This is a genomic window from Nocardia pseudovaccinii (assembly GCF_050942345.1).
Lineage (GTDB): Bacteria > Actinomycetota > Actinomycetes > Mycobacteriales > Mycobacteriaceae > Nocardia > Nocardia pseudovaccinii.
Genome location: NZ_CP192074.1, coordinates 7,917,514 through 7,936,741, shown reverse-complemented (window position 1 = coordinate 7,936,741; position 19,228 = coordinate 7,917,514). Strand labels below are relative to the sequence as shown.

General features: G+C 66.7%; 16 protein-coding genes. 10 read left to right on the top strand and 6 right to left on the bottom strand.

Annotated features, from left to right (window positions below; translation table 11 throughout):
- Positions 1–147: 147 nt before the first annotated feature.
- The 3 genes from ACQPZ2_RS35945 to ACQPZ2_RS35935 all read right to left on the bottom strand — a co-directional run bounded on the left by ACQPZ2_RS35945 (position 148) and on the right by ACQPZ2_RS35935 (position 2,811).
- Positions 148–1,566, bottom strand: a complete 1,419-nt coding sequence (locus ACQPZ2_RS35945; RefSeq protein WP_433522482.1) for a hypothetical protein — start codon at positions 1,564–1,566, stop codon at positions 148–150.
- A gap of 70 nt (positions 1,567–1,636) precedes the next feature.
- Positions 1,637–2,011, bottom strand: coding sequence for a hypothetical protein (locus ACQPZ2_RS35940; RefSeq protein ID WP_433522481.1), 375 nt, complete (start codon positions 2,009–2,011; stop codon positions 1,637–1,639).
- Positions 2,012–2,097: 86 nt separating this feature from the next.
- The gene (locus ACQPZ2_RS35935) at positions 2,098–2,811 is read right to left on the bottom strand and encodes an ESX secretion-associated protein EspG (RefSeq protein ID WP_433522480.1); all 714 of its coding nucleotides are present in this window, start codon (positions 2,809–2,811) and stop codon (positions 2,098–2,100) included.
- Between the two features lie 251 nt (positions 2,812–3,062).
- On the opposite strand from ACQPZ2_RS35935, the gene ACQPZ2_RS35930 reads away from it, so the two are divergent.
- Genes ACQPZ2_RS35930 through ACQPZ2_RS35895 form a run of 8 tightly spaced genes read left to right on the top strand, consistent with a single transcriptional unit; the run spans position 3,063 to position 14,088 of the window.
- Complete coding sequence (locus tag ACQPZ2_RS35930) at positions 3,063–5,822, top strand: phosphoenolpyruvate synthase (RefSeq protein ID WP_433522479.1); 2,760 nt, start codon at positions 3,063–3,065, stop codon at positions 5,820–5,822.
- Positions 5,809–9,210 carry an AMP-binding protein gene (locus tag ACQPZ2_RS35925; protein WP_433522478.1) on the top strand — a complete coding sequence of 1,134 codons (3,402 nt, stop codon included), beginning with the start codon at positions 5,809–5,811 and terminating at the stop codon, positions 9,208–9,210. Before ACQPZ2_RS35930 ends, ACQPZ2_RS35925 begins: the two co-directional genes overlap by 14 nt.
- Positions 9,207–9,533, top strand: a complete 327-nt coding sequence (locus ACQPZ2_RS35920) for an acyl carrier protein (RefSeq protein WP_433522477.1) — start codon at positions 9,207–9,209, stop codon at positions 9,531–9,533. Before ACQPZ2_RS35925 ends, ACQPZ2_RS35920 begins: the two co-directional genes overlap by 4 nt.
- Positions 9,530–10,621 (top strand): SDR family oxidoreductase, encoded by a 1,092-nt coding sequence (locus ACQPZ2_RS35915; RefSeq protein ID WP_433522476.1) that lies wholly within the window; start codon positions 9,530–9,532, stop codon positions 10,619–10,621. The genes ACQPZ2_RS35920 and ACQPZ2_RS35915 overlap by 4 nt, the downstream gene beginning before the upstream one ends.
- Positions 10,618–11,538, top strand: coding sequence for a nucleoside-diphosphate kinase (locus ACQPZ2_RS35910; protein ID WP_433522475.1), 921 nt, complete (start codon positions 10,618–10,620; stop codon positions 11,536–11,538). Before ACQPZ2_RS35915 ends, ACQPZ2_RS35910 begins: the two co-directional genes overlap by 4 nt.
- Positions 11,535–12,521, top strand: a complete 987-nt coding sequence (locus ACQPZ2_RS35905; RefSeq protein ID WP_433522474.1) for a ScbA/BarX family gamma-butyrolactone biosynthesis protein — start codon at positions 11,535–11,537, stop codon at positions 12,519–12,521. Before ACQPZ2_RS35910 ends, ACQPZ2_RS35905 begins: the two co-directional genes overlap by 4 nt.
- Positions 12,521–13,153: a nitroreductase family protein gene (locus tag ACQPZ2_RS35900; RefSeq protein ID WP_433522473.1), complete on the top strand. Its 633-nt coding sequence runs from the start codon at positions 12,521–12,523 to the stop codon at positions 13,151–13,153. Before ACQPZ2_RS35905 ends, ACQPZ2_RS35900 begins: the two co-directional genes overlap by 1 nt.
- Complete coding sequence (locus tag ACQPZ2_RS35895; protein ID WP_433522472.1) at positions 13,150–14,088, top strand: hypothetical protein; 939 nt, start codon at positions 13,150–13,152, stop codon at positions 14,086–14,088. The genes ACQPZ2_RS35900 and ACQPZ2_RS35895 overlap by 4 nt, the downstream gene beginning before the upstream one ends.
- A 21-nt stretch (positions 14,089–14,109) precedes the next feature.
- Here the strand turns inward: ACQPZ2_RS35895 and ACQPZ2_RS35890 are convergent, their stop codons facing one another.
- Positions 14,110–14,574, bottom strand: a complete 465-nt coding sequence (locus tag ACQPZ2_RS35890; RefSeq protein ID WP_433522471.1) for a hypothetical protein — start codon at positions 14,572–14,574, stop codon at positions 14,110–14,112.
- A 77-nt stretch (positions 14,575–14,651) separates the two neighbouring features.
- Positions 14,652–14,825 (bottom strand): hypothetical protein, encoded by a 174-nt coding sequence (locus ACQPZ2_RS35885; RefSeq protein ID WP_433522470.1) that lies wholly within the window; start codon positions 14,823–14,825, stop codon positions 14,652–14,654.
- Positions 14,826–14,975: 150 nt separating this feature from the next.
- On the opposite strand from ACQPZ2_RS35885, the gene ACQPZ2_RS35880 reads away from it, so the two are divergent.
- Both ACQPZ2_RS35880 and ACQPZ2_RS35875 read left to right on the top strand, forming a co-directional pair.
- Positions 14,976–15,275 carry a hypothetical protein gene (locus ACQPZ2_RS35880; protein WP_433522469.1) on the top strand — a complete coding sequence of 100 codons (300 nt, stop codon included), beginning with the start codon at positions 14,976–14,978 and terminating at the stop codon, positions 15,273–15,275.
- Positions 15,276–15,335: 60 nt separating this feature from the next.
- Entirely contained in the window at positions 15,336–18,077 is a 2,742-nt protein-coding gene (locus ACQPZ2_RS35875) for an ATP-binding protein (protein WP_433522468.1), read from the top strand.
- Between the two features lie 300 nt (positions 18,078–18,377).
- Here ACQPZ2_RS35875 and ACQPZ2_RS35870 read toward each other — a convergent pair whose 3' ends face one another.
- Complete coding sequence (locus ACQPZ2_RS35870) at positions 18,378–19,148, bottom strand: MerR family transcriptional regulator (protein WP_433522467.1); 771 nt, start codon at positions 19,146–19,148, stop codon at positions 18,378–18,380.
- Positions 19,149–19,228: the final 80 nt, after the last annotated feature.

Genomic DNA, 19,228 nt, shown 5'->3' with positions numbered 1-19,228 from the left:
GAAGGGCCTGGGTCGGCAGCGATGCGCATCGTGGTGCCAGCTAAAGCGCTGCGCGGCAATGAATCTCGGAACCCGAGTCTATGGACTTGCGTCCGACCACAGGCCAACCACAATTTGTGACACCGTGACGCTGGGAGTGTGGGTGGGTCAGCGGGTTCCTTCTGGGGTGGGGATGACGCCGGGTTGGTTGGAGGTCGGTGGGGGTTGGGAGGGGCCGGATTGGTCGGGGATGGGGCCGGTGATGCCGGGCTGGCCGCCGGGGTCGGGCAGGGCAGGGGTTGGTTGCGACGGGACGGGGGCCGGGGGTGGGGGTGCCTGTTGGGTAGGGGGTGCTGGCACGGGGGCGGGCGGTTGGGTCTCCTGCGTTGGGGGCGGGGCCTGTGGTGGGGCCGGAGGCGGTGCTTGTTGGGTTGATGGTTCCGGCGTTGGGGCGGGCGCCGGAGTTGGCTGTGGCGCCTGGGATTCCGGTGTCGGGGGCGCTGTTGGTTGCGGCGCTGGAGATTCCGGTGTGGCAGGTGCAGGGGTGGGCTGTGGATCTGGAGCAGGCTGAGGGGGCGGAGCCGGGGTCGGCTGGGGTGCCTGGGGCGTGGGTTGCGGTGCCTGGGGCTCCGGGGTGCCGGGTGCTGGTGTCGTCGGATCCGGAGTTGGTTGTGGCGCTTGGGATTCCGGAGTGGGGAGGGGCGATGCCGGTTCCGGTGGGCCGGGCGCCGGGGTGGGTTGCGGTGCCGGGGTTCCGGGGGCCGGAGATGTCGGTGCTGGTGTCGTTGGGTCCGGAGTTGGTTGTGGTGCTCGGGATTCCGGAGTGGAGGGAGCAGGTTCCGGGGCGCTGGGTGCCGGGGTCGGTTGTGGTGGCTGGGAATTCGACGTGCCGGGTGCCGGGGGCGTTGAGTTCGGAGTTGGTTGTGGTGCTTCGGACTCCGGGGTAGACGGTGTGGGCGTCGGTTGTGGCGCTCGGTATTCCGGGGTGGAGGGTGAGGTTTGGGGGGCCTGTGCGCCGGGCTTGGTGGGTGTCGCGCCTGGTGTGCCGGGTAAGGCGGGGGGTGTGGGGAGGGCGGGGACGGCGGTGCCTGCCATTTGGTAGGCGGGTTTGTAGATCATGTTCATGGCGAGGACGGCTTCTTGTCGCAGCGCCTCTTCCGCCATTTGCGCATTGATCACATGGGCGGCTTCGAGCAGCCGGGCTATGGTGCCGATCGGGCCCGAATTGCCCGGTGGCACAACGGCGATCTTCACGGCTTCGGCGGCCGCGGCCACCGCGCCGAGGCGGGTGCCGACCTGTCCCATGATCGCGGCGAGTTCATCGACGGAGTCGGCGTAGCTGCGGGCACTCGCATACGCGGCTTCGGCGGCGGCGCCCTCCCATGCCATCGAATTCATTGTCCGATCCGAACCCGCCCTGGTCAGCGGAAACGAACTGGCCAGCGTCCCTGCCACTTCCAGCCACGTGACGGATGCATTGAGGATCCGCGCGGCGTCGATCTGCTGGGTCTTGGCGTAGATCTCCTCATGCTTCATCGACTCGAAATGCTCCATCGAGCTGATGTAATCGGGATCATTACCGCTCATCGCCGCGCCTCGCTGACGCTTGTCCCTGCGTCCTGACCCGCGCGACAGCCGCCTTGTGCGGCATCACCACTCATCGCGGCACCCGCGTTTCGATCGCACGCAGCGCCGCGGCGTTCGCGGCATCGGCCTCCTCGAACAGCCCGCCGCTGATCAGGAATGCCTCTTTCATGCGGTAGGCGGCTTCGATGTAGTGGTCCAGCAGGGTGGCGGCGTCGCGGGCCTTGTGCGCGAATCCGGCCTCCAATTGCTGTGCGGAGATGAATCCGCCGAAGCCGTCCAGCTCGCCCGCCGATTCGAGGCGTTGGCGTAGATAGATGAGTCGGTCGGCTTGATTGTTGTACATTTCGGCGCAGCGTCGCGCCGCGTCCGGATCGAACTTGACGGTGCCCGCCTGTGCCTCCTGTTTGAAGCGGGCAATATCGGCTCGGCTGCTTTCGATCGTCATGAACCACACCCCCGGGGATCGGTCGGTCCGCCTCAGACTAACCGTTAGCCATGCCTCCGGATGAAATAGTTCCGGCCGGTGGCGACTTATCGGGCCTGCACGGGAATACGTTTCTGCAGCTGCGTAGCGAGTTGGTCGGCCGAGGCGGGCACGATGTGCACGGTGTCGCCCGCCTTGATCAGATAGCGCCCGTCGCCCTTGACGTCGATCCAGGTGTAGTGGATCGGCGGCTGCGGCGACGGGTGGTCCAGCCGCCCCTCGATCCGGATATGTCCCTCGGCGGTATGCGGCTTGAGCAGCAGTCGCCGGATCGAGGGCACCGCTCGCTGCGCTACGACCACCGTCTCGTCGTCGCGGATCGCATCGGCGGAGGCTGCCCGCGCCGGTTCGTGTCCGGCCGGGACCGCGGGCAGCAATGCGGCGATCCGCGCGCCGAGCTTGGCACTGAGTCCGATCGAAAGTCGTACGCGCCCACCGAAATCCGGTCCGGCACCGGGTTCCTGGATGGCGAGGACCGCGCGGTCGTAGATCGCACAGGCCAACAACCGGATCTCGGTGCCTGGACCGTGCCCGCCGCCGATCGCCACGATCCTGGTCTGCGGTGTGGCCATGATCCGCAGGCATGCCGATAGATCCGGATCGCTGCGCGGCGGTAGTCGCTCCTCCAGCTGTGCGCGCAATTTGTCGGCCTCGGTCTCGGTTCGCGGCGTCTCGAGAATGCGCAGCGGATACGGGTGACGGTCCACTTCGGTCTCGCGCCAGACATGGGCGAACTCGTCCGGGGTGAAGGTCCAACCCACGCCGAATCACTCCTCACAACCCACGAACGTCATGGCACCGCTGGCGACTGCTTGCAGGTCGCTCGAAATGGTCAGCTTACTGGTGCCTCTGGGCGTTCGAACCAAGTCTTTACCAAGCAGTACCCAAGGTTTGCGGGCTAACGTCGAAAGCAAATCTCGGATATATCCAGACAGCCCCTTCGGTTTGCGCTGCCTTGTTGTGCCGGAGCGCCTGCTCCGGTGCGGTGAACGGGGGTGATGGGAGAAAAGTCTTGCAGGTACTCGGACCGTGGACCGACTCGGCGACATTTGCCGCGCTAGGCGGGGGTAAAGCGCGTGGGTTGTACACCTTGCACAATGGTGGCTTCCGGGTCCCGGGCTGGGCGGTGCTCGGCACCGATGTCTTCAACCGGTTCCTTATCGAGACCGATACGGACGCCGATTTGGCGACTATTGTGTTGAATGTCACATCATCGGGCGATCTGGATTCGGCGCTGGCCGCCGGTGCGGAACTACGCGCCGCGATCGTCGATGCGCCACTGCCGCAGCCGGTACTCGAACTGATCGCCGATGCCTACGGCCGCCTGGGGACGGGCGCGGTCGCGGTTCGATCGTCGGCGGTCGTCGAGGACGGTCCCGGCCAGTCCTATGCGGGCCAGTTCGATTCATTCCTCAATGTCAACGGTGTCGACGCGGTCGCGGCGCGCGTGCGTGACTGCTGGGCCTCGGCATTCTCGGAACGGTCCATCCGCTATGCCTTCGCGCACCGACAGCCGCGCACCGACGCCATAGCCGTTGTCCTGCAACGTCTTATCGATGCGCGGGCCAGCGGAGTGATGTTCACCGCGAACCCGATCAGCGGCGCCGCGGACGAATTGGTCGTCAGCGCGGTGTACGGGCTCGGCGAGGGGTTGGTGTCGGGCGCGGTGGACGCCGACTCGGTCGTGGTCGACAAATCCTCCGGCACGGTGCTGGAAACGACTGTGGGGGACAAGGATCGAAGCTATGCACCTGTGGGGGAGCAGGGCTGCACGGTGCTCGAGGTCGAGCCACAGCGCCGCGAGAGCGCGGTGCTCGCCGATGCCGAACTGGCCGAATTGGTGGAGTGGGGACGCAAGCTGGAGGCCGATTTCGGTGCGCCACAGGACATCGAGTGGGCCATCGATGCCGACGGCCTCTGGTTCCTGCAGTCACGGCCGATCACCACGGCGGTGACCGACGGTCCGGTGCGCGGTGCGGTACTGCGCGGCGCCGGTGAGGAGCTCGCCGACGGCGACGAGCGAATCTGGGACAACTCCAACATCATCGAGAGTTTCAGCGGCATCACCTCCCCACTGACCTACACGACCGCCGCCGACATCTATGGCCGCGTCTACCACGGCTACGCCAAATCGCTGCGGGTGCCCGACGCGCAACTGCGGCAGACCGATCGCTGGACTCCGGTGCTACTCGGCTACTTTCACGGCCGGGTCTATTACAACCTGCTGCACTGGTACCGGATGGTTGGCATCGCACCCGGGTATCCGTTGAACCGGAAGGTGCTGGAGGCCGCGCTCGGCGTCGATGAACCCCTTCCCGACGAGATCGCGAAGACCTTGCGCCCGTTCACCTTCCGCACGCCACTGGCCCGGCTGCGGTCGCGGGCGATCACCACGGTGACCTATGTGCGGCGGCTGTTCGGTATCGACGAGATGGTCGAGCGCTTCATGACCGACTTCTACCGCGTCTACGACGAATACGACGCACTCGACTACTCGACGCTGACCGGCGAACAGGCCTACGCGGCTTATCGCAAGGTCGACCGGGACCTGGTCGAGCGCTGGGGTCCGCTGATGGTCCTGGACGCAATCCTGTTGACCTGTACCGGTCTGATGTATCTGCTGACCAAACTGCTGCTGCCGAAGGCGCCGGAGTGGTTCCTGTATGCCGTCGTCGGCCCCGGCGCGGACGTCGAATCCGCCGAACCGGCCCGCGCCATGACCGAACTCGCGCAGTTCGTTCGCCAGGATCCCGAACTGGTGTCGTTGATCAATTCGACTGCACCGGAACAGATTTACGACGCCGTACGTGACCGCAGCGAATTCCGCGACCTGATCGAGGACTACATCGATCGCTACGGTTACCGCAGCCTGGACGAACTGAAGTTGGAAACTCCGGATCTGCGCGAGGAGCCCGCGAGCCTTTTCATCATGCTGCGCAGCGCGATCGGCCGCGTCGGGGAGGCGGCACAGCACAGCCGCGGTGCGGAGGCCGACGAGTACCTGGACGCCAATCTGCGCGGCTTCCGGCGGCGGATCTATGAACGCCTGCGCGGCAAGGTGAATCGGTGCGCCGCGCATCGGGAGCGGCTGCGGTTCTGCCGCACGCGGGCCTTCGGCATGGTCAAGCGGATGATCCGGGTAATGGGCCGAGATCTGGTCGCGCGCGGCGTCATCGACGAATTCGACGATGTCTTCGCCCTGACCGTCCATGAGTTGCGCGGCTGCTACGACGACAGTGCCGTTCCGAGCGACCCACAAGCAGCCACCAGCGGCGCCCTGCGCGATCTGGTCGCCGCACGGAAAGCCCTGCGCGCCAGGGACGCCGCGCTGGTCGCCCCGGCCCGCTTCGTCACCTCGGGGCCGACCTTCGGGCGCGCGGAGCTCGCGCGCCAGGGCTGGGTACCGGTTACCGACACCCCGGCCGCGACTGTCGGCACCGTCCTGCCCGGCACGCCGTCGGCATCCGGAATCGTCGAGGGCGCCGCGGTGGTCGTCGACGAGCCACGCGACGTGGCAGGCGGCATTCTGGTGGCATACCGCACCGATCCGGGTTGGGTGGCCGCGCTGCCCTCGGCGGCGGCGTTGGTGATCGAGCGCGGCAGTCCCCTCACCCATGTCGCGATCGTGGCACGGGAGTTGGGAGTTCCGACGGTGGTCCAGGTCAAGGACCTGACCAAGAAGATACGTTCTGGTATGGGAATACGGGTCGACGGCACGAACGGTACCGTTACCGTGCTGTCGGGAGGAGAGCTGCGGGATGAAGCCGGATAAAGACGTTGCCGCAGTTCGTAATTGGCTGGCCGATCCGGCGCGCGACGCCGGGATCCACCTGGCCGACGAGGCCGACGGCTGGGAGTACCGCAGCTATCACGATCTCGCGGAGCTGAGCTGGTCGATCGCGGCGCGCATGCGCGAACACGGTATGGGCAGCGGCGATGGCGCGTGCGTGATCATGCCGACCGGATTCCACTGTGCCGCCGCCTTTTACGCAGTGTGGGCCTGCGGTGGGGTCTTTACCCCGGTCGCGCCGCCGATGTTCGGTGACCTCGACCAGATCATCGCCCATATCGCGGCCATTCTGGAGCAGGCCCGGCCGCGATTGGTGGTGACCTCGACCGAGTTCGAGCAGTTGGTGCGCAAAGCGGCGGAGGCGGCGGGCCGCGCGGACGAGCCGCTGGTGATCGATGCCGCGAATCCGGGTCCCGCGCCGACGGAGCGCGAATTCGGCGAGCCCGATGATTGCGCGCTGTTGCAATTCACCTCCGGGTCCACCGGAACGCCGCGCGGGGTACGGGTCAGCTGGCACAACCTGGCCAACAACATCGCGATGATCTCGACGCTGATCGACTGGCGCCACGGCGAAACCATGGTCTCCTGGCTGCCGCTCTATCACGACATGGGCTTGGTCGGCGCGTTTCTCACCACCGTGACCAATCAGGGCGAGCTGTATCTGATGCGCCCGGACCAGTTCGTCCGCGATCCGGCGCGCTGGCTGCGCGCCATGTCGCACGCACAGCACACGCCGTCGCCGTCGTTCGCGCTCGGTTATGTGGCGCATCGCGTCGCGCCGGAGGAGATCGCGGATCTGGATCTGTCCGGCTGGCGCACGCTGGCCGTCGGTTCCGAGCCGGTCGAGGTGGCCGACCTCCAGTCCTTCGCGGGTCTGGCTGGCAGACAGGGCTTTTCGACCAGCGCGTACACCCTCGCCTATGGTCTGGCCGAGGCCACGCTGATGGTGACCTCTTCCGCGCGCAACCGGCCCATCACCGCACTGCGGCTCGACAATCCGAATCTTCGCTTCGGTCGACCCATTACGATCCTGGCCGAGGAATTGCTCGACGACACCCATCGTGTCGAGAGCTCCGGGTGGATCACCGGACTCGGCTACTCGACGCCCGAATCGACCGTGCGAGTGGTCGACGAAGACGGCCGGGAACTGCCCGACGGCACCCTTGGCGAGATGATCGTCGTCGGCGATTCGGTCGCGCTCGGTTACTCCGGCGAACCGACCGCTGGTTCGTCGACGCGGATCGTCGAGCGGGTGCTGTTCACCGGCGATGCCGGATTCCTGCACAACGGAGAGGTTTTCGTCCTCGGCCGGATGGGGTCGAGCCTGAAGGTCCGCGGCCGATCGGTGTTCATGGAGGACATCGAATCCCGGGTGGCCCAGGAAACCGGAATCACCAAGGGCAAACTCGCCGCCGTCGCGATCACCGAGGCCGGTGCCCAGGGCATCGCGCTGTTCGCCGAATCGGCACCGGGAGACTGGATTGCCGAGGCACGCAGGATTATTCGCGGTGAACTCGGGCCCGCACAGACGGTGCACATCGTGACCGGCCCGCGCGGCCTCATCCGCCGCACCTCCAGCGGTAAACCGCGGCGTCGGCATATGTGGCAGCTGTTCGCGGACGGCGCGTTGGCGGGCGCGGTGGTGCACGCGGCAGACGGCACTACCGAATCGGCACCGCGCACGGACAGCCCGGCTACCGACGATGCCGTGCCCGAGCCCGCGCTGCCTGCCGAACGAGTGCGGCAGTTGCTCGATCGGGCATTGGACAGTGTTGCGGTACCGCCTGATTCGACCGTCCTGTTCGAAGGTTCGCTGGCGGAGGGATTCGGCAATGCCGGATCCGATATCGACTTCCTGGTTGTCGCCCCCGGTGACGAGGAGTTGCCGACACTGCCGACCGTGTTGTTCATCGATGGTCGGCGCGTTGAGGTGCGGACGCGGTCCGAGACGCAGCTGCGCAATCAACTGGAGCTGGCGGCGAGTGGTTCGGACAAGATCGACGAGGATCTGCTCAACCGGTGTCAGCGATTCCTGCGTGCGACCGTGGTCCGGCCTGGGGCGCCGAACGTCACGGAATTGCGTGCACTGCTACCGCATTCGAGATTCATCGCGCTTGCGGCCGACTGGTGGACTCGGCGCGCGACGCAGGCGCTGCGATACGCGGTCGCGCTGCGGGCCATGCGCGCCGAGGCCGAAGCCGCCGACTGGGCACGCGACGGACTGCTCCAGGCGATGAAGGGCTGGGCTGCCCGCAAGGGCGAAAGCTACCTGGAAACCAAGTGGCTGCCGCATCAACTCGACCGCATCGGAACCGATGCGCTCATCGACCGCTACAACGACCTCACCGAGCCGACCGAACACCTCGCGTGGGAACAGGTTCGGCAGCTGGCGGCGGAGCTCGGCGTGCCCGAGATCGCCGATGATCCGCACCAGATCCTGTTCGCACGCCGTCCAGGAGTCACCACCTGGACGATCGGCGGCCACATCCACGTGATCCGGGACGATCGTGATGTCTTCGCGCTGTCGGACAGCGCGGCCCGCGCCTGGCGTTCGGTGGTGTTCCGGCATTCATTGCGCGATGTCCTGGGCCGCGCCGAACATGACATCGCCGAGGATCTGCTCGAGTTCCTCGGACTCGGTCTGGTCGGATTGCAGTGGCGCGGCGGTGAACTCATCGAACCCGCGCTGGCCATGTGCAAGCCGGTCAAGCCGTACACCCCGGTGCCCCACGCGGCCGCGCCCGCCCTCGGCCTGACCGGTGCCACCCGTGACGATGTGATCGCGACATTGTCGCCCCTGCCCGCAATCAGATTCACCGAATGCGCGCTGAATCTGGTGTGGTCCAACGTCGTCCTGGAGAACGCCAGAGAGGACCTGGCCGGTGCGGTCAAGAACTCCCAGGGTGCGGTCGCCGATATCGCGGCACACCGGCTCATCGCCATGGCGGTCCGTGTCTTGTTGTCCGCATTCGGGATTCATTCGCTGCCCGCCGATGTAGCGCCCGCGCAGACTCTGCGGCGGCTGTTGCCGAACCACGCCCTGCGTCGTGACGATCTGCTGACGCAGCTGGAGTCGGCACGACGGGTCCGTTTCTCGGAGATAATCGGAACGGGCGGAGATACTCTCGCGGGTCTCGCGGTGCTGGACGACTTCGTCACCCTGGTCCGATGGGTCGCGGCGGGGGCGGAGACGACAACGGGATTCCCGGCCTCCTTCGATTCACGTGAGCAGTGGCGGCGCACGCTGGCGATCGGTTACGACTGGCTGCGCATCGCCGGGTATCTGAATACCGACCTGCCCCTGGACGAGGCCCGCGATCTGCTGGCCTCCGGTGGCCAACAACCGCATCTGCGGGAAGGAGAGCTATGAGGGCAGCATCGCGCAGCGATCCGATGAGGGGTAGTGGCCGGGTGACGGGTGGGCCCGCGGTGGCTGGCGCTACGACTGCCGACAAGGTGCGCCGGATCGTCCTGACGATGGCCCCGGAACCGCCCGCCGAATTGTCCGACGAGCACCGCCTCGTGGAGGATCTCGGCTTCGATTCACTGCGGCTGATGGAACTCACCGTCGTCCTCGAGCGTGCGTTCGAACTGCCGCGCTACCGACCCGAGCAACTGGTGGGTGTGCGCCGGGTCGATGCCGTGATCGCCCTGGTCTCGGGCAGTTTGGCCGCTGCCGGGGTGCCACTGTGAACTCCGGCGACACCGTGCTGGTGACCGGTGCGGCCGGACTGGTCGGCGCCGAGGTGGTCGCCAGGCTCGCGGCCGCGAGCCGACCGGTTGCCGCTGTGCTGCACAGTAATTCGACCATCGTGCGCAATGACGGAACCCTGATCGAGGCCGGTACCGCCGTCGCGGGTGACGTGCGGTTGCCCGGATTGGGCCTGTCCGTGCGCGATACCGAGGATCTGGCCGAGCGGGTCGGCATCATCGTGCACTGCGCCGCCACCACGGCATTCGACGCATCGGCGGCCGACTACGAGGAACTCAATGTGGTCGGCACCGCGAATGCCATCGCGCTCGCACGCGAGTGGGAGGTGCCGCTCGTGCACGTCAGCACCGCTTACGTCTGCGGCATGCGGGGCGGCACCATCACCGAGGACGAACTCGACGCCGGTCAAACCTTCGGAAATGGCTACGAGGACAGCAAGTTTCGCGCCGAAAAGCTGGTACGCGCGGCCGGGGAGCAGGGCCTGCCGTGGGCCATCGTGCGCCCCGGCATCGTCACCGGAGCGAGCGATACCGGGACGATCCGGGAGTACAAGAACCTCTACACCGTCGTGAAACTCATGGTCGAGGGCAAGCTGCGCTCGCTGCCCGGCCGCTACGACGCGACGCTCTCGCTGGCGCCGGTCGACCATGTCGCCGATGTAATCGCCGCGGCCGTACTGGATTTCGATTCCGCACAGAATCGGACGCTGCACGCCCTCGGCCGCGACACCCTCTCGCTGCGCGAGGTCTCCGACGTGCTCGCCGAATATCCGTCCTTCGAGGTCGCCACCTTCGTGCCGGAGGCGACCTTCGCCGAGGACGATCTCGAGCCGATCGAGCGCGAGTACTACCGCCGCATCGGTTCGCTGTACACGAGTTATTTCCGGCGGCGGCTGGTATTCGACACCGCCCGCGCCGACGTGCTGCTCGGGAAGCCGTCTCCGGCGAGCGGCAAGGAGTATCTGCGGGTACTGCTGGACTACTGCCTGGAATCGGGATACCTCGGCATGCCGCTGCCCTCGATAGCGGACATCCTGGCCAGCAACGACTTCGACGGAGCGGCCCCATGAGTGAGTCGTTGCGGGAATTGCTGAGCCCACTGACGCCGTCGCCGCAGAAGGTCGACGCCTACGTCGCCGACACTTACGTGCAGGAATCGGTGGACCAGCTCGATCGACTCGGCATCGACGCGGCCGAATTCGCCAGGGAGCATTCCCTGCTGCTGCTCAAGCCGGACGCGATTGTCGCGCGTTCTGTCGATCCGACGCTGAATTGGTTGGCCGACAACGGCTTTCGGGTTGTCAGCGCGTTCCGCGTCCCGGTCGACCGGCATCTGGCTCGCGCACTGTGGTACTTCGCATGGAATATCGCTTCTCCCGAACGCCGCCGCCTGGCCGACCTGCTGGTCGCCATCTCGGATGTGCTCGTACTCGTCGTGCACGCGCCCGACGGTGAGCTGCCCGTACCGGTGCGGCTGACCGAGGCGAAGGGCGCCACCGATCCGCGCAAGCGCCGCCCCGGTGAGCTGCGGTATCTGCTCGGCCGTCACAACTACTTGCTGAACCTGGTGCATTCGCCCGACGATCCCGCCGACGTACTGCGGGAACTCGCCATCTACCTGGACGAATGGAGCCGGGCAGCGGTGATCGCACAAGCCTGCACCGGCACGGACCGCGCGGCGGACGCGGCGGCGATCGCCGAGGAACTGTATGCGCGCACACCCGCGCGCAGCTTCGATCGGGCGGACGCGCTCGACCGGGTGCTACACGATTCGGCACGGGGCGGTAGGACAGCCCCATCCGGCTTCGATCCTGCCTCGGATGCGGACTGCGCGCAGTTGCTGTATCAGGCCTGGGCCGATGGCCGGGAGCTCGATCCGTGGTCGGCGATCGTACTCGGATCCTATGTACTTCCCATGCGGACCGGCACCGCGTCGCAGACGTTGCGGCCGGTGTCCGCCGAAGAATGGTTGGAGGGTCGAACGTGACCACAGACGCGGCCGCCGTACAGACGGCGAGCCATACCCGCACGATCTCCCGGGAACTCGCACACCGATGCGCGGTCTCGGAGGTGTTCGTCACCTCATTGGACGCCGTGGGCGAGCACACCTTCGTCGCTGGAGCCCAATTACCAAGAATGCATGCGTATTACGGCGATCACGCCGGATCGCTCGCGGTGCGCCATGATCCGCTGGTGGTCATGGAGGCGGCCCGGCAGGCCGCCATCGCATTGACGCACGAGTTCTACGGAGTGCCGAACGAAATGGCATTCGTGGTACGCACTTTCAATGGCACCGGATCCGACACCGCCGCTTGGGAGGTGCGCACCGCGCCCGCCGATCTGGTGATGCACGTGCGTGTTCCGCAACGCCATCAGCGCGGTGGCGTGCTGCAGGGGCTCGATATGGTGCTCGAGATCGAATCCGACGGCGCGCCGATGCTGACGGTCGACGGATCCTTCTCCTGGGTGACCGGGCGACAGTGGTCGGGGCTGCGCAGCGGATTCCGGGACAGCCTGGGGCTCGGCGAGTTTCGCGGTGCGTCGGCACTGACCGAACGCGCCGCACCCGCCGCGGTGGGCCGGGAGAACTGGCGCAATGTGGTGATCGGCGCGCCGGTGCGCGACGGTGCGGTCGCGCGGGCGCGGCTGGTGCCCGATCTCGGCCATCCGTTCCTGTTCGACCACCAGCTCGACCATGTGCCCGGCAGTCTGCTCATCGAAGCCTGCCGTCAGACCGCATTGTCGATGGTCGTGCGCGACCTGCCCCAACTCGAATGTGTGGCCAGCACGTTCGACCGATTCGTGGAGCTGGACCTGCCTGCGGAATGCACCGCGGAGATCACCGATCAGGGGGCGGGCAATACCGTCATCCACTGCGAGATCCTCCAGGCCGATGCCGTGGCCGCCCAGATCGATCTCGAATTCGCCGAGGACGCACTGGTTTCCGAGGCCGATACCGAAGGAGTCTGATGGGCGAGGAGTTCTCGGGCACCGACCTGCTGACCACCACCCGCGCCTTCCGTCGCCGCCTCGACCCGACCCGTCCGGTTGCGCGCCAGGACCTGCTGGACTGTCTGGACATCGCGGTGCACGCGCCGAGCGGCACCAATCGCCAGCCGTGGCGCTTCCTGGTCGTTCAGGATCAGGAGACCAAACAGCAGATCGCCGAGTACTACCGAAAGGGTTTCGCCGCTTACCTTTCCGCGCGTACACCCCGTCCGGACCAACTCGGTGACCTGGCCTCCGGGCAGCATCTCGCGGCGCATCTGCACGAGGTGCCCGCGCTGGTCATCGTATGCTCCCTCGGTCGCCCGCCCGCGGACGCCTCGCCACTGTTGCTGGCCAGTTTCTACGGCTCGATCTACCCGGCGGTCTGGAACTTCATGCTCGCGCTGCACGAACGTGGGCTCGGCTCCACCATGACGACCGCACATCTGGCCTATGAGCGAGACATCGCCGACCTGCTCGGGATTCCGTTCGAGCAGGTCACCCAGGTCGCCATGCTGCCGGTCGCGCATCTGCTGCCCGGCACTCGGGGGCCGGGCCTGCGGCGCACGCCCGCCGCTGAGGTGACCATGTGGGATCGGTGGAGCGAGAAATGAGCGAGGTCGCTCGAACTTCGTCCTCCGGTGTCCTCGATTCGGTGGTCCGCATCGGCCGCTTCACCGCGGTTATGTACAAACCGCACTACGTCCTGTACGGCGTGCTCTGGGTGCTCGCGTTGGAGGGCACCGCGGCCCTTGTGTCACAATCAGATTCAGCCTGGCATCCGACCGGGTCCACGGTTCTGCGCATCGTCGTCGTCGCGTTCGTCCTGCTGTATCTGCGCATGGTCGACGAACAGAAGGACCTCGACTACGACCGTGTGCACAACCCGGACCGCCCGTTGGTCACCGGCGCGATCTCCGCCACCGAACTCCGTGCCGCCATGGCCGTCATCGCCGTCGGCGCGACCGCCGCGAGCCTGACGCTCTCGGTGGTCTCCGCGCTCATGATCGCCGCCGTCCTCGCCTACGGTCTGGCGCTGTGGGGTCTCGAGCGCCTGTCGGCGACCGTTCGAACCGATATTCTGGCGAATCTGGCCGTCACCTATCCGGTTCAACTCCTGGTCACCGCGTACGTCGTCCTCTCTGCCGCCGACACCGGTGCGGTTCGCGCCACCTGGAAGACCGCGGCCGTGGCCTTGATCTTCGCGGGCGCGTTCTTGCAATTCGAATTCGCGCGTAAGACATCTCGCACGCCACGTACCGACGAGCACTTCTACTCAAATACCCTCGGCGCGACCGGCAGCACCGCGTTCGGACTGCTGTGCGCCGCCATCGCCGCCGGCACCGACATCGCCCTCGTCCAACCATGGACACATACATCAGCGCAGGCGATAGTCGCCTGGATTCCGTTGGTGCTCTTACTGCTTCCCATCTGGGGAGCGGTAAAGTTCGTGCGCGGCAGCAAGCCGGACTATCCGGTGCTCCCGGCCGTCCTGTTCATCCTGACGCTGTACATCGTGCTGATCGTGCAGGCGAGCGCTCTGACGTAAGTCCAACGCCCGCAGCAGGTTTCATCCGATCGGCAAGCACGCCGACCCGAGATCGATGCCCGTCCCGACGCGCACCACAACCGAGCCCTCCGACTCCGGCGTGTAGTTGCCGCCCACATACTTCGCCCGCACCGTGTGATTGCCGGTCGTGGTTGGCTTCCAATCGACCTGGCCGGTCAACGAAACACCGTTCGACGGAGTCGCCTTGTTCACGGTCGGCGTGACACTCCCGAGGAACGTTCCCTCATCCCAGAACTCCACCGGCGGAATGTAATTCCCGAGCCCGAGCGCGGAACTCCCTGCCACCGTTGCCTTCACCTGCGCCGTGCATCCGGTGGCCGCCTGCCACGATAGCGTCACCGTGGTGGCGACATCCCCCGGTGCGCCGACGGCCGCGCCGGACGCCAGCAACGATCCGCCTCCCAACGCGACGACTGCGGTGAGAACCGCGAACCCGGACGAGATACGACGAACAGCTGTGGCCATGTTGGCTCCTGCACTCGCGAAACTTCGACCGGTCCAGTTTCGACAGCGACTCGCCCCATCGCAAGATCTGAAAGGCCTCAGCCGCCGTAGAGCCGGATGAAATCCTGCGTGGGGTCGACCGCGGGCAGCGTGTACGACGAATATGTCGGCTCGACCTGGGTCTCTTCGACGTACCGGTCAGGCTCCTTCGGTAGGTGCCGCCACCGGGCGCGCGGGTCCGCGACTTCGCTCTCGAAACTTTCCGACGCCATGATCGAGTCCTCCCGAATTGTGCTACCTACGAGGCTACCTGCGCGAATGAGTAGCTGGAATGAGTAGTTCGGCGGACGTCGGACCTGTCGGTTCCTTCGTAGTCTCGCTGCAACCACCGCACCCGACGGTGGCGCGAGGTAGGAGAAGCGATGCCGTACATCAACATCACCCGCACGCCCGGAGTGGGCTTGCCGGAATACCAGGCGGTCGTGGCCGAACTCGGCGATGCACCGATCGCGGGACAATTGCTGCACATCGTCGGAGTGTCCGACGGGGCACTGCACATCGTCGATGTCTGGGAATCGGCGGCCGCCGCCGACCGATATGCGGCCGAACGGCTGTTCCCGGCATTCGAGCGCGCGGGGGTGCGTCCGGGTCCGGATGCGAGCATCCACGCCTTCGAAGGCGATGTGACCACCGACGGCCTGACCGAACGTGAGGCGTCCTAGTCGCGATGGTGGCTCGTGCGCACCACCGCGCGGGTAATGTCAACGTCTCGGAGGTGGCGCGTGTCGACCGAGCTGATCGGGCGGGGAGACGAACTTGCCGATCTGCTCCGCTGGCTCGACGCTGCGGTGAACGGAAGTCCGCAGTTGGTCGTGTGTTCCGGCGAGGCGGGTATCGGCAAGACCCGTTTGGTGTCCGAACTGGCCGAGCGCGCGCAGGCGCGGGGTGTGCGCACGCTGTGGACCCGGGCGCTGGAACTGCCCGACGCACCGCCGTTCTGGCTGTGGCGGCAGGCCCTTGCCGATCTACCGGCCGTCGACGTCGCACCGGTCGAGCGCACCGCGTTGTTCGAGAGCTTCGCCGATCGTCTCGATGGCACCGCGGCCCTGTTCGTCATCGATGACATCCACTGGGCCGACGAACCGTCGCTGCAGGCGCTGCTGCATCTGATCCGGAATCTGCGCGGTAAGCGAATCCTGGTGTGCGCCACCGAACGTGACGCGGTATCCGATGCCGCGACCGGCTGGCGCGCGATCAAACCGGATCTGCTGCGGGAGCCGGTGACCAGGACACTCGGCCTGACCGGTCTGTCGCCGGAGAATTCGGCACAGTGCCTGCAGGCCGAGGCCGGGCGGGTCGTCCCGGATCAGATCACCTTCGACGCTTACACGATGACCGCTGGAAACCCTTTCTATCTGCGCGAACTCGGGCGATCACTACAGGCGACCGGTGCGCTGCGACTGCCCGCGACCCTGCGTGAGGTGGTCCGCGGTCGATTGGTGCCGCTCGCGCCGCGTACCCAGGAGTTGCTGCGGGCGTCCTCGATTCTCGGCGAGGAGTTTCCGATCGCGGTGGCGTCGCGGTTGATCGGCAGGCCCGCGCTGGAGTGTCTGGCCGCGGTGGACGAGGCCGTTGCGGCCGGATTGCTGGTAGTCGGTGCGGAGCCGGGCGCGGTGCGATTCGGGCATGCGCTGGTGCGTGCCGCACTGCAGGAAAGCCTGCTGTTGCAGCAGCGGGTGATCCTGCACGCCAGGGCGGCACAGGCCATCGAGGAACTGTATCCCGATGCGCTGGAACATCATTCGGCGGCACTGGCCCGACATTGGGCGGGTGCGGCGGTGACCGGTGAGCACGGTCCCGCGGTGCACTGGGCGCGTCGCGCGGGCGATGCGGCATTGCGGGAATTGGCGTTCGAGGAAGCCGTGCGGCTCTACGGTCTGGCGCTCGACCACGCCGCCGGATCGGCCGCGGCCGATCGCGGCAGATTGCTGCTGGCCAGGGCGACGGCGGGGCTGCGGGCGGGCGATCTCGGTGCGGCCCGCGCGGACTGCGTTGCCGCGCTGACCATCGGCCGCCGCGTCGGCGATGCCACCCTGATCGCGGAGTGCGCACTCGTGCTCGAGCCGGTCGGCGATCGTGTCTGGGATCGCGATATTCGTGAATGGTGCACGGAAGCACTGGAATTCGACGACCTGTCGGAGCTCCTCCGGACGCGGCTGCTCGCGCGCTCGACGGAGGCCTCGGTCTATCTGGGTCTGCTCGATGATGTCGACGAGACGAGCCGCGCCGCACTGAAACTCGCCGACGTGTGCGGCGATCCGGAGGCCGTGGTCGCCGCCTTGCGTGCCCGTCAACTCGCGTGCGCCGCACCGGAACACCGCGTGGAGCGCGCCGAGTTGGCAGCCCGCATGACGGATGCCGGACTGAGCCTGCGCAGCCCATCGATCGAACTGTGGGGCAGGCTGTGGGCCATCGATTCGCATTGGGAGCGTGGCGAACTCGCGGCGATCGGCAGTGAGCTGTCGCGGCTGCGCTGGTGTGTGCGGCATACCGGCGGGCCGATGGCGCGCTGGCATCTGCTGGTGGCCGAGGCGGCCTTGGCGCAGGGCCACGGGGATCTGGACGAGGCGCTGCGGCTCGGCGGGCAGGCGCGCGAACTGGCCGAATCGATCGGCCATCCGGCGGGTTATGGCGCGTACCGGGCGCTGGTGAGCACCATCGGCCATCACCGCGGTCACCTCGATATCAGCTTCGAATTACCGCCGTTGTCCATGCGCGGCGAGGTACGCAACGAGATCTTCGCCCGGCTGGGCACGGCATTTCCACTGGTCGAAGACGGTCGCACGGCAGAGGCCGAACCGCTGTATCGCGGGCTCGGGCCGCCCGAAGAGTGGGTGATCCCGCCGTACTTCGTGCTCAACGCGCTGGTGGTCGGCGGTTCCGTCGCACTGGCTCTCGGTCTGGACCAGGACATTCGCTACTTCGCGCAGCGCCTCGCCCCGTATCGCGATGGTCATGCGGTCGGCGGAGGCGGCAACGGACACTACCTCGGCCCGGTCACCCTGTGGCTCGGCAAATTCGCGGCAGCCATCGGCGACTCGGCCACCGCCGAGCAGGATCTCGGCACCGCCCGCAAGATCTGTCGTGCGATCGGCGCCCGCTGCTTCGCCGTGGAGGCCGATTGTGAACTGGCCGACCTCCTGATCCGCCGCGGCGCCACCGAGGACGGTGTAAGCATGGCCAAATCCGCACTGCCACTGGCGGAGTCCTACGGTATGGCCCCCTGGGTGCAGCGCCTGCGCGCCCTCGCCGCGACACCGCTGAACCGCGCGACGCTCTCCCCACGGGAACGCGAAGTCGCCGCTCTCGTCGCCGCGGGTAAGAGCAATCGCGAAATCGCGACCGCGCTGGTGTTATCCGAGCGCACCGCGCAGAACCATGTCCAACACATCCTGACCAAGCTCGGATTCACCAACCGCAGCCAGATCGCGGCCTGGGCGAGTAGGAACCCGGGTCCGAAGTAACGGTTGTGTTGCCATGGGCTCACATGGCGTTGATTTCGCCGGAATTGGGAATCCTTGGTCACACGTCCCGTGAGCGGAATGAGGTGCCACATGAACACAGTGGTATGCGGCGATTGCTGGCGTCGCGAAAACTTGACGTTCGCACAGCGACTGGACCCGGCATTCATCCGGCCCGGATTTGCCTATCTGTGCCCCGAGCACCGAGCCTGTCGAGCCGAAACGCTCGGTCGGCCCGAGCTCGGACAATCGGCGGCGTGAACCCCCGAAACCAACGCGCACCCCAGCGAATTTCGCTGGCGGTCAAGGCGCGTCGGGCAATGAACCGGTACGTCCGCGTTCGCGCTCCGCGGCGGTGGCGAGGTAATCGCCCAACTCGCGGCGCAGCGTGACATCGAGCGACCGGACCAGGGTGGCGTGCACCGAGGCGACGGCCAGTTCGCGCATTTTGTTGAGCATCGCTGTGGTGTCGGCGATTTCGCTGCTGGTCTCGGGCAGCCAGCCGGGCCCGTGTTCGTCGACGATGTGCTGTTTGGCGGCCGTGATCATGATGTGGGTGATGTCATCGATGCGGTCGGCGACCTTGGCATAGATCTCGATCAGCGTGCGCAGTTCCAGGCCGTATTCATGCAATTCGGCGAATGAGGTGAGCAGGGCGGTATCGGTGAAGGCGACGGTATCGCCCTCGATCCGCACCAGCTTCATCTCAGCGAGCCGGTCGACGAGTTCGTCGGTATCGGTGCCGAGAATGGTCCCGATCAGTTCGCGGGGCACCTCGAAGGTTTCGTCTTTTGCCCAGGGGGCCGTCACCGCGTGCTGGAGGCCGAGCACCTCGGTGAGGTCCTTGCCGGTTTCCCAGCTGGTGATGAAACCGGCGATATGGGCGGTGGTGAAGCCGCGCTGCAGCAGCGCGTCGATGAGTCGCAGTCGTTCCAGATGCGAATCGTCGTAGATGCTGGCGCGCCCGTCCTTGCCGACCGGGGGCGGTAGCAGTCCGCGCTCCTGGTAGGCACGCACATTCCGGCTCGTGGTGCCCGCGGCGCGGGCGAGATCATCGATCCGGTATTCCGGCACCGATATCACCTCCCATAGCGACTAGGGCACGCTGCACCGGCGGCCGGAATGCGGTCTTCGAACCGACCGAGTCTAGCGTC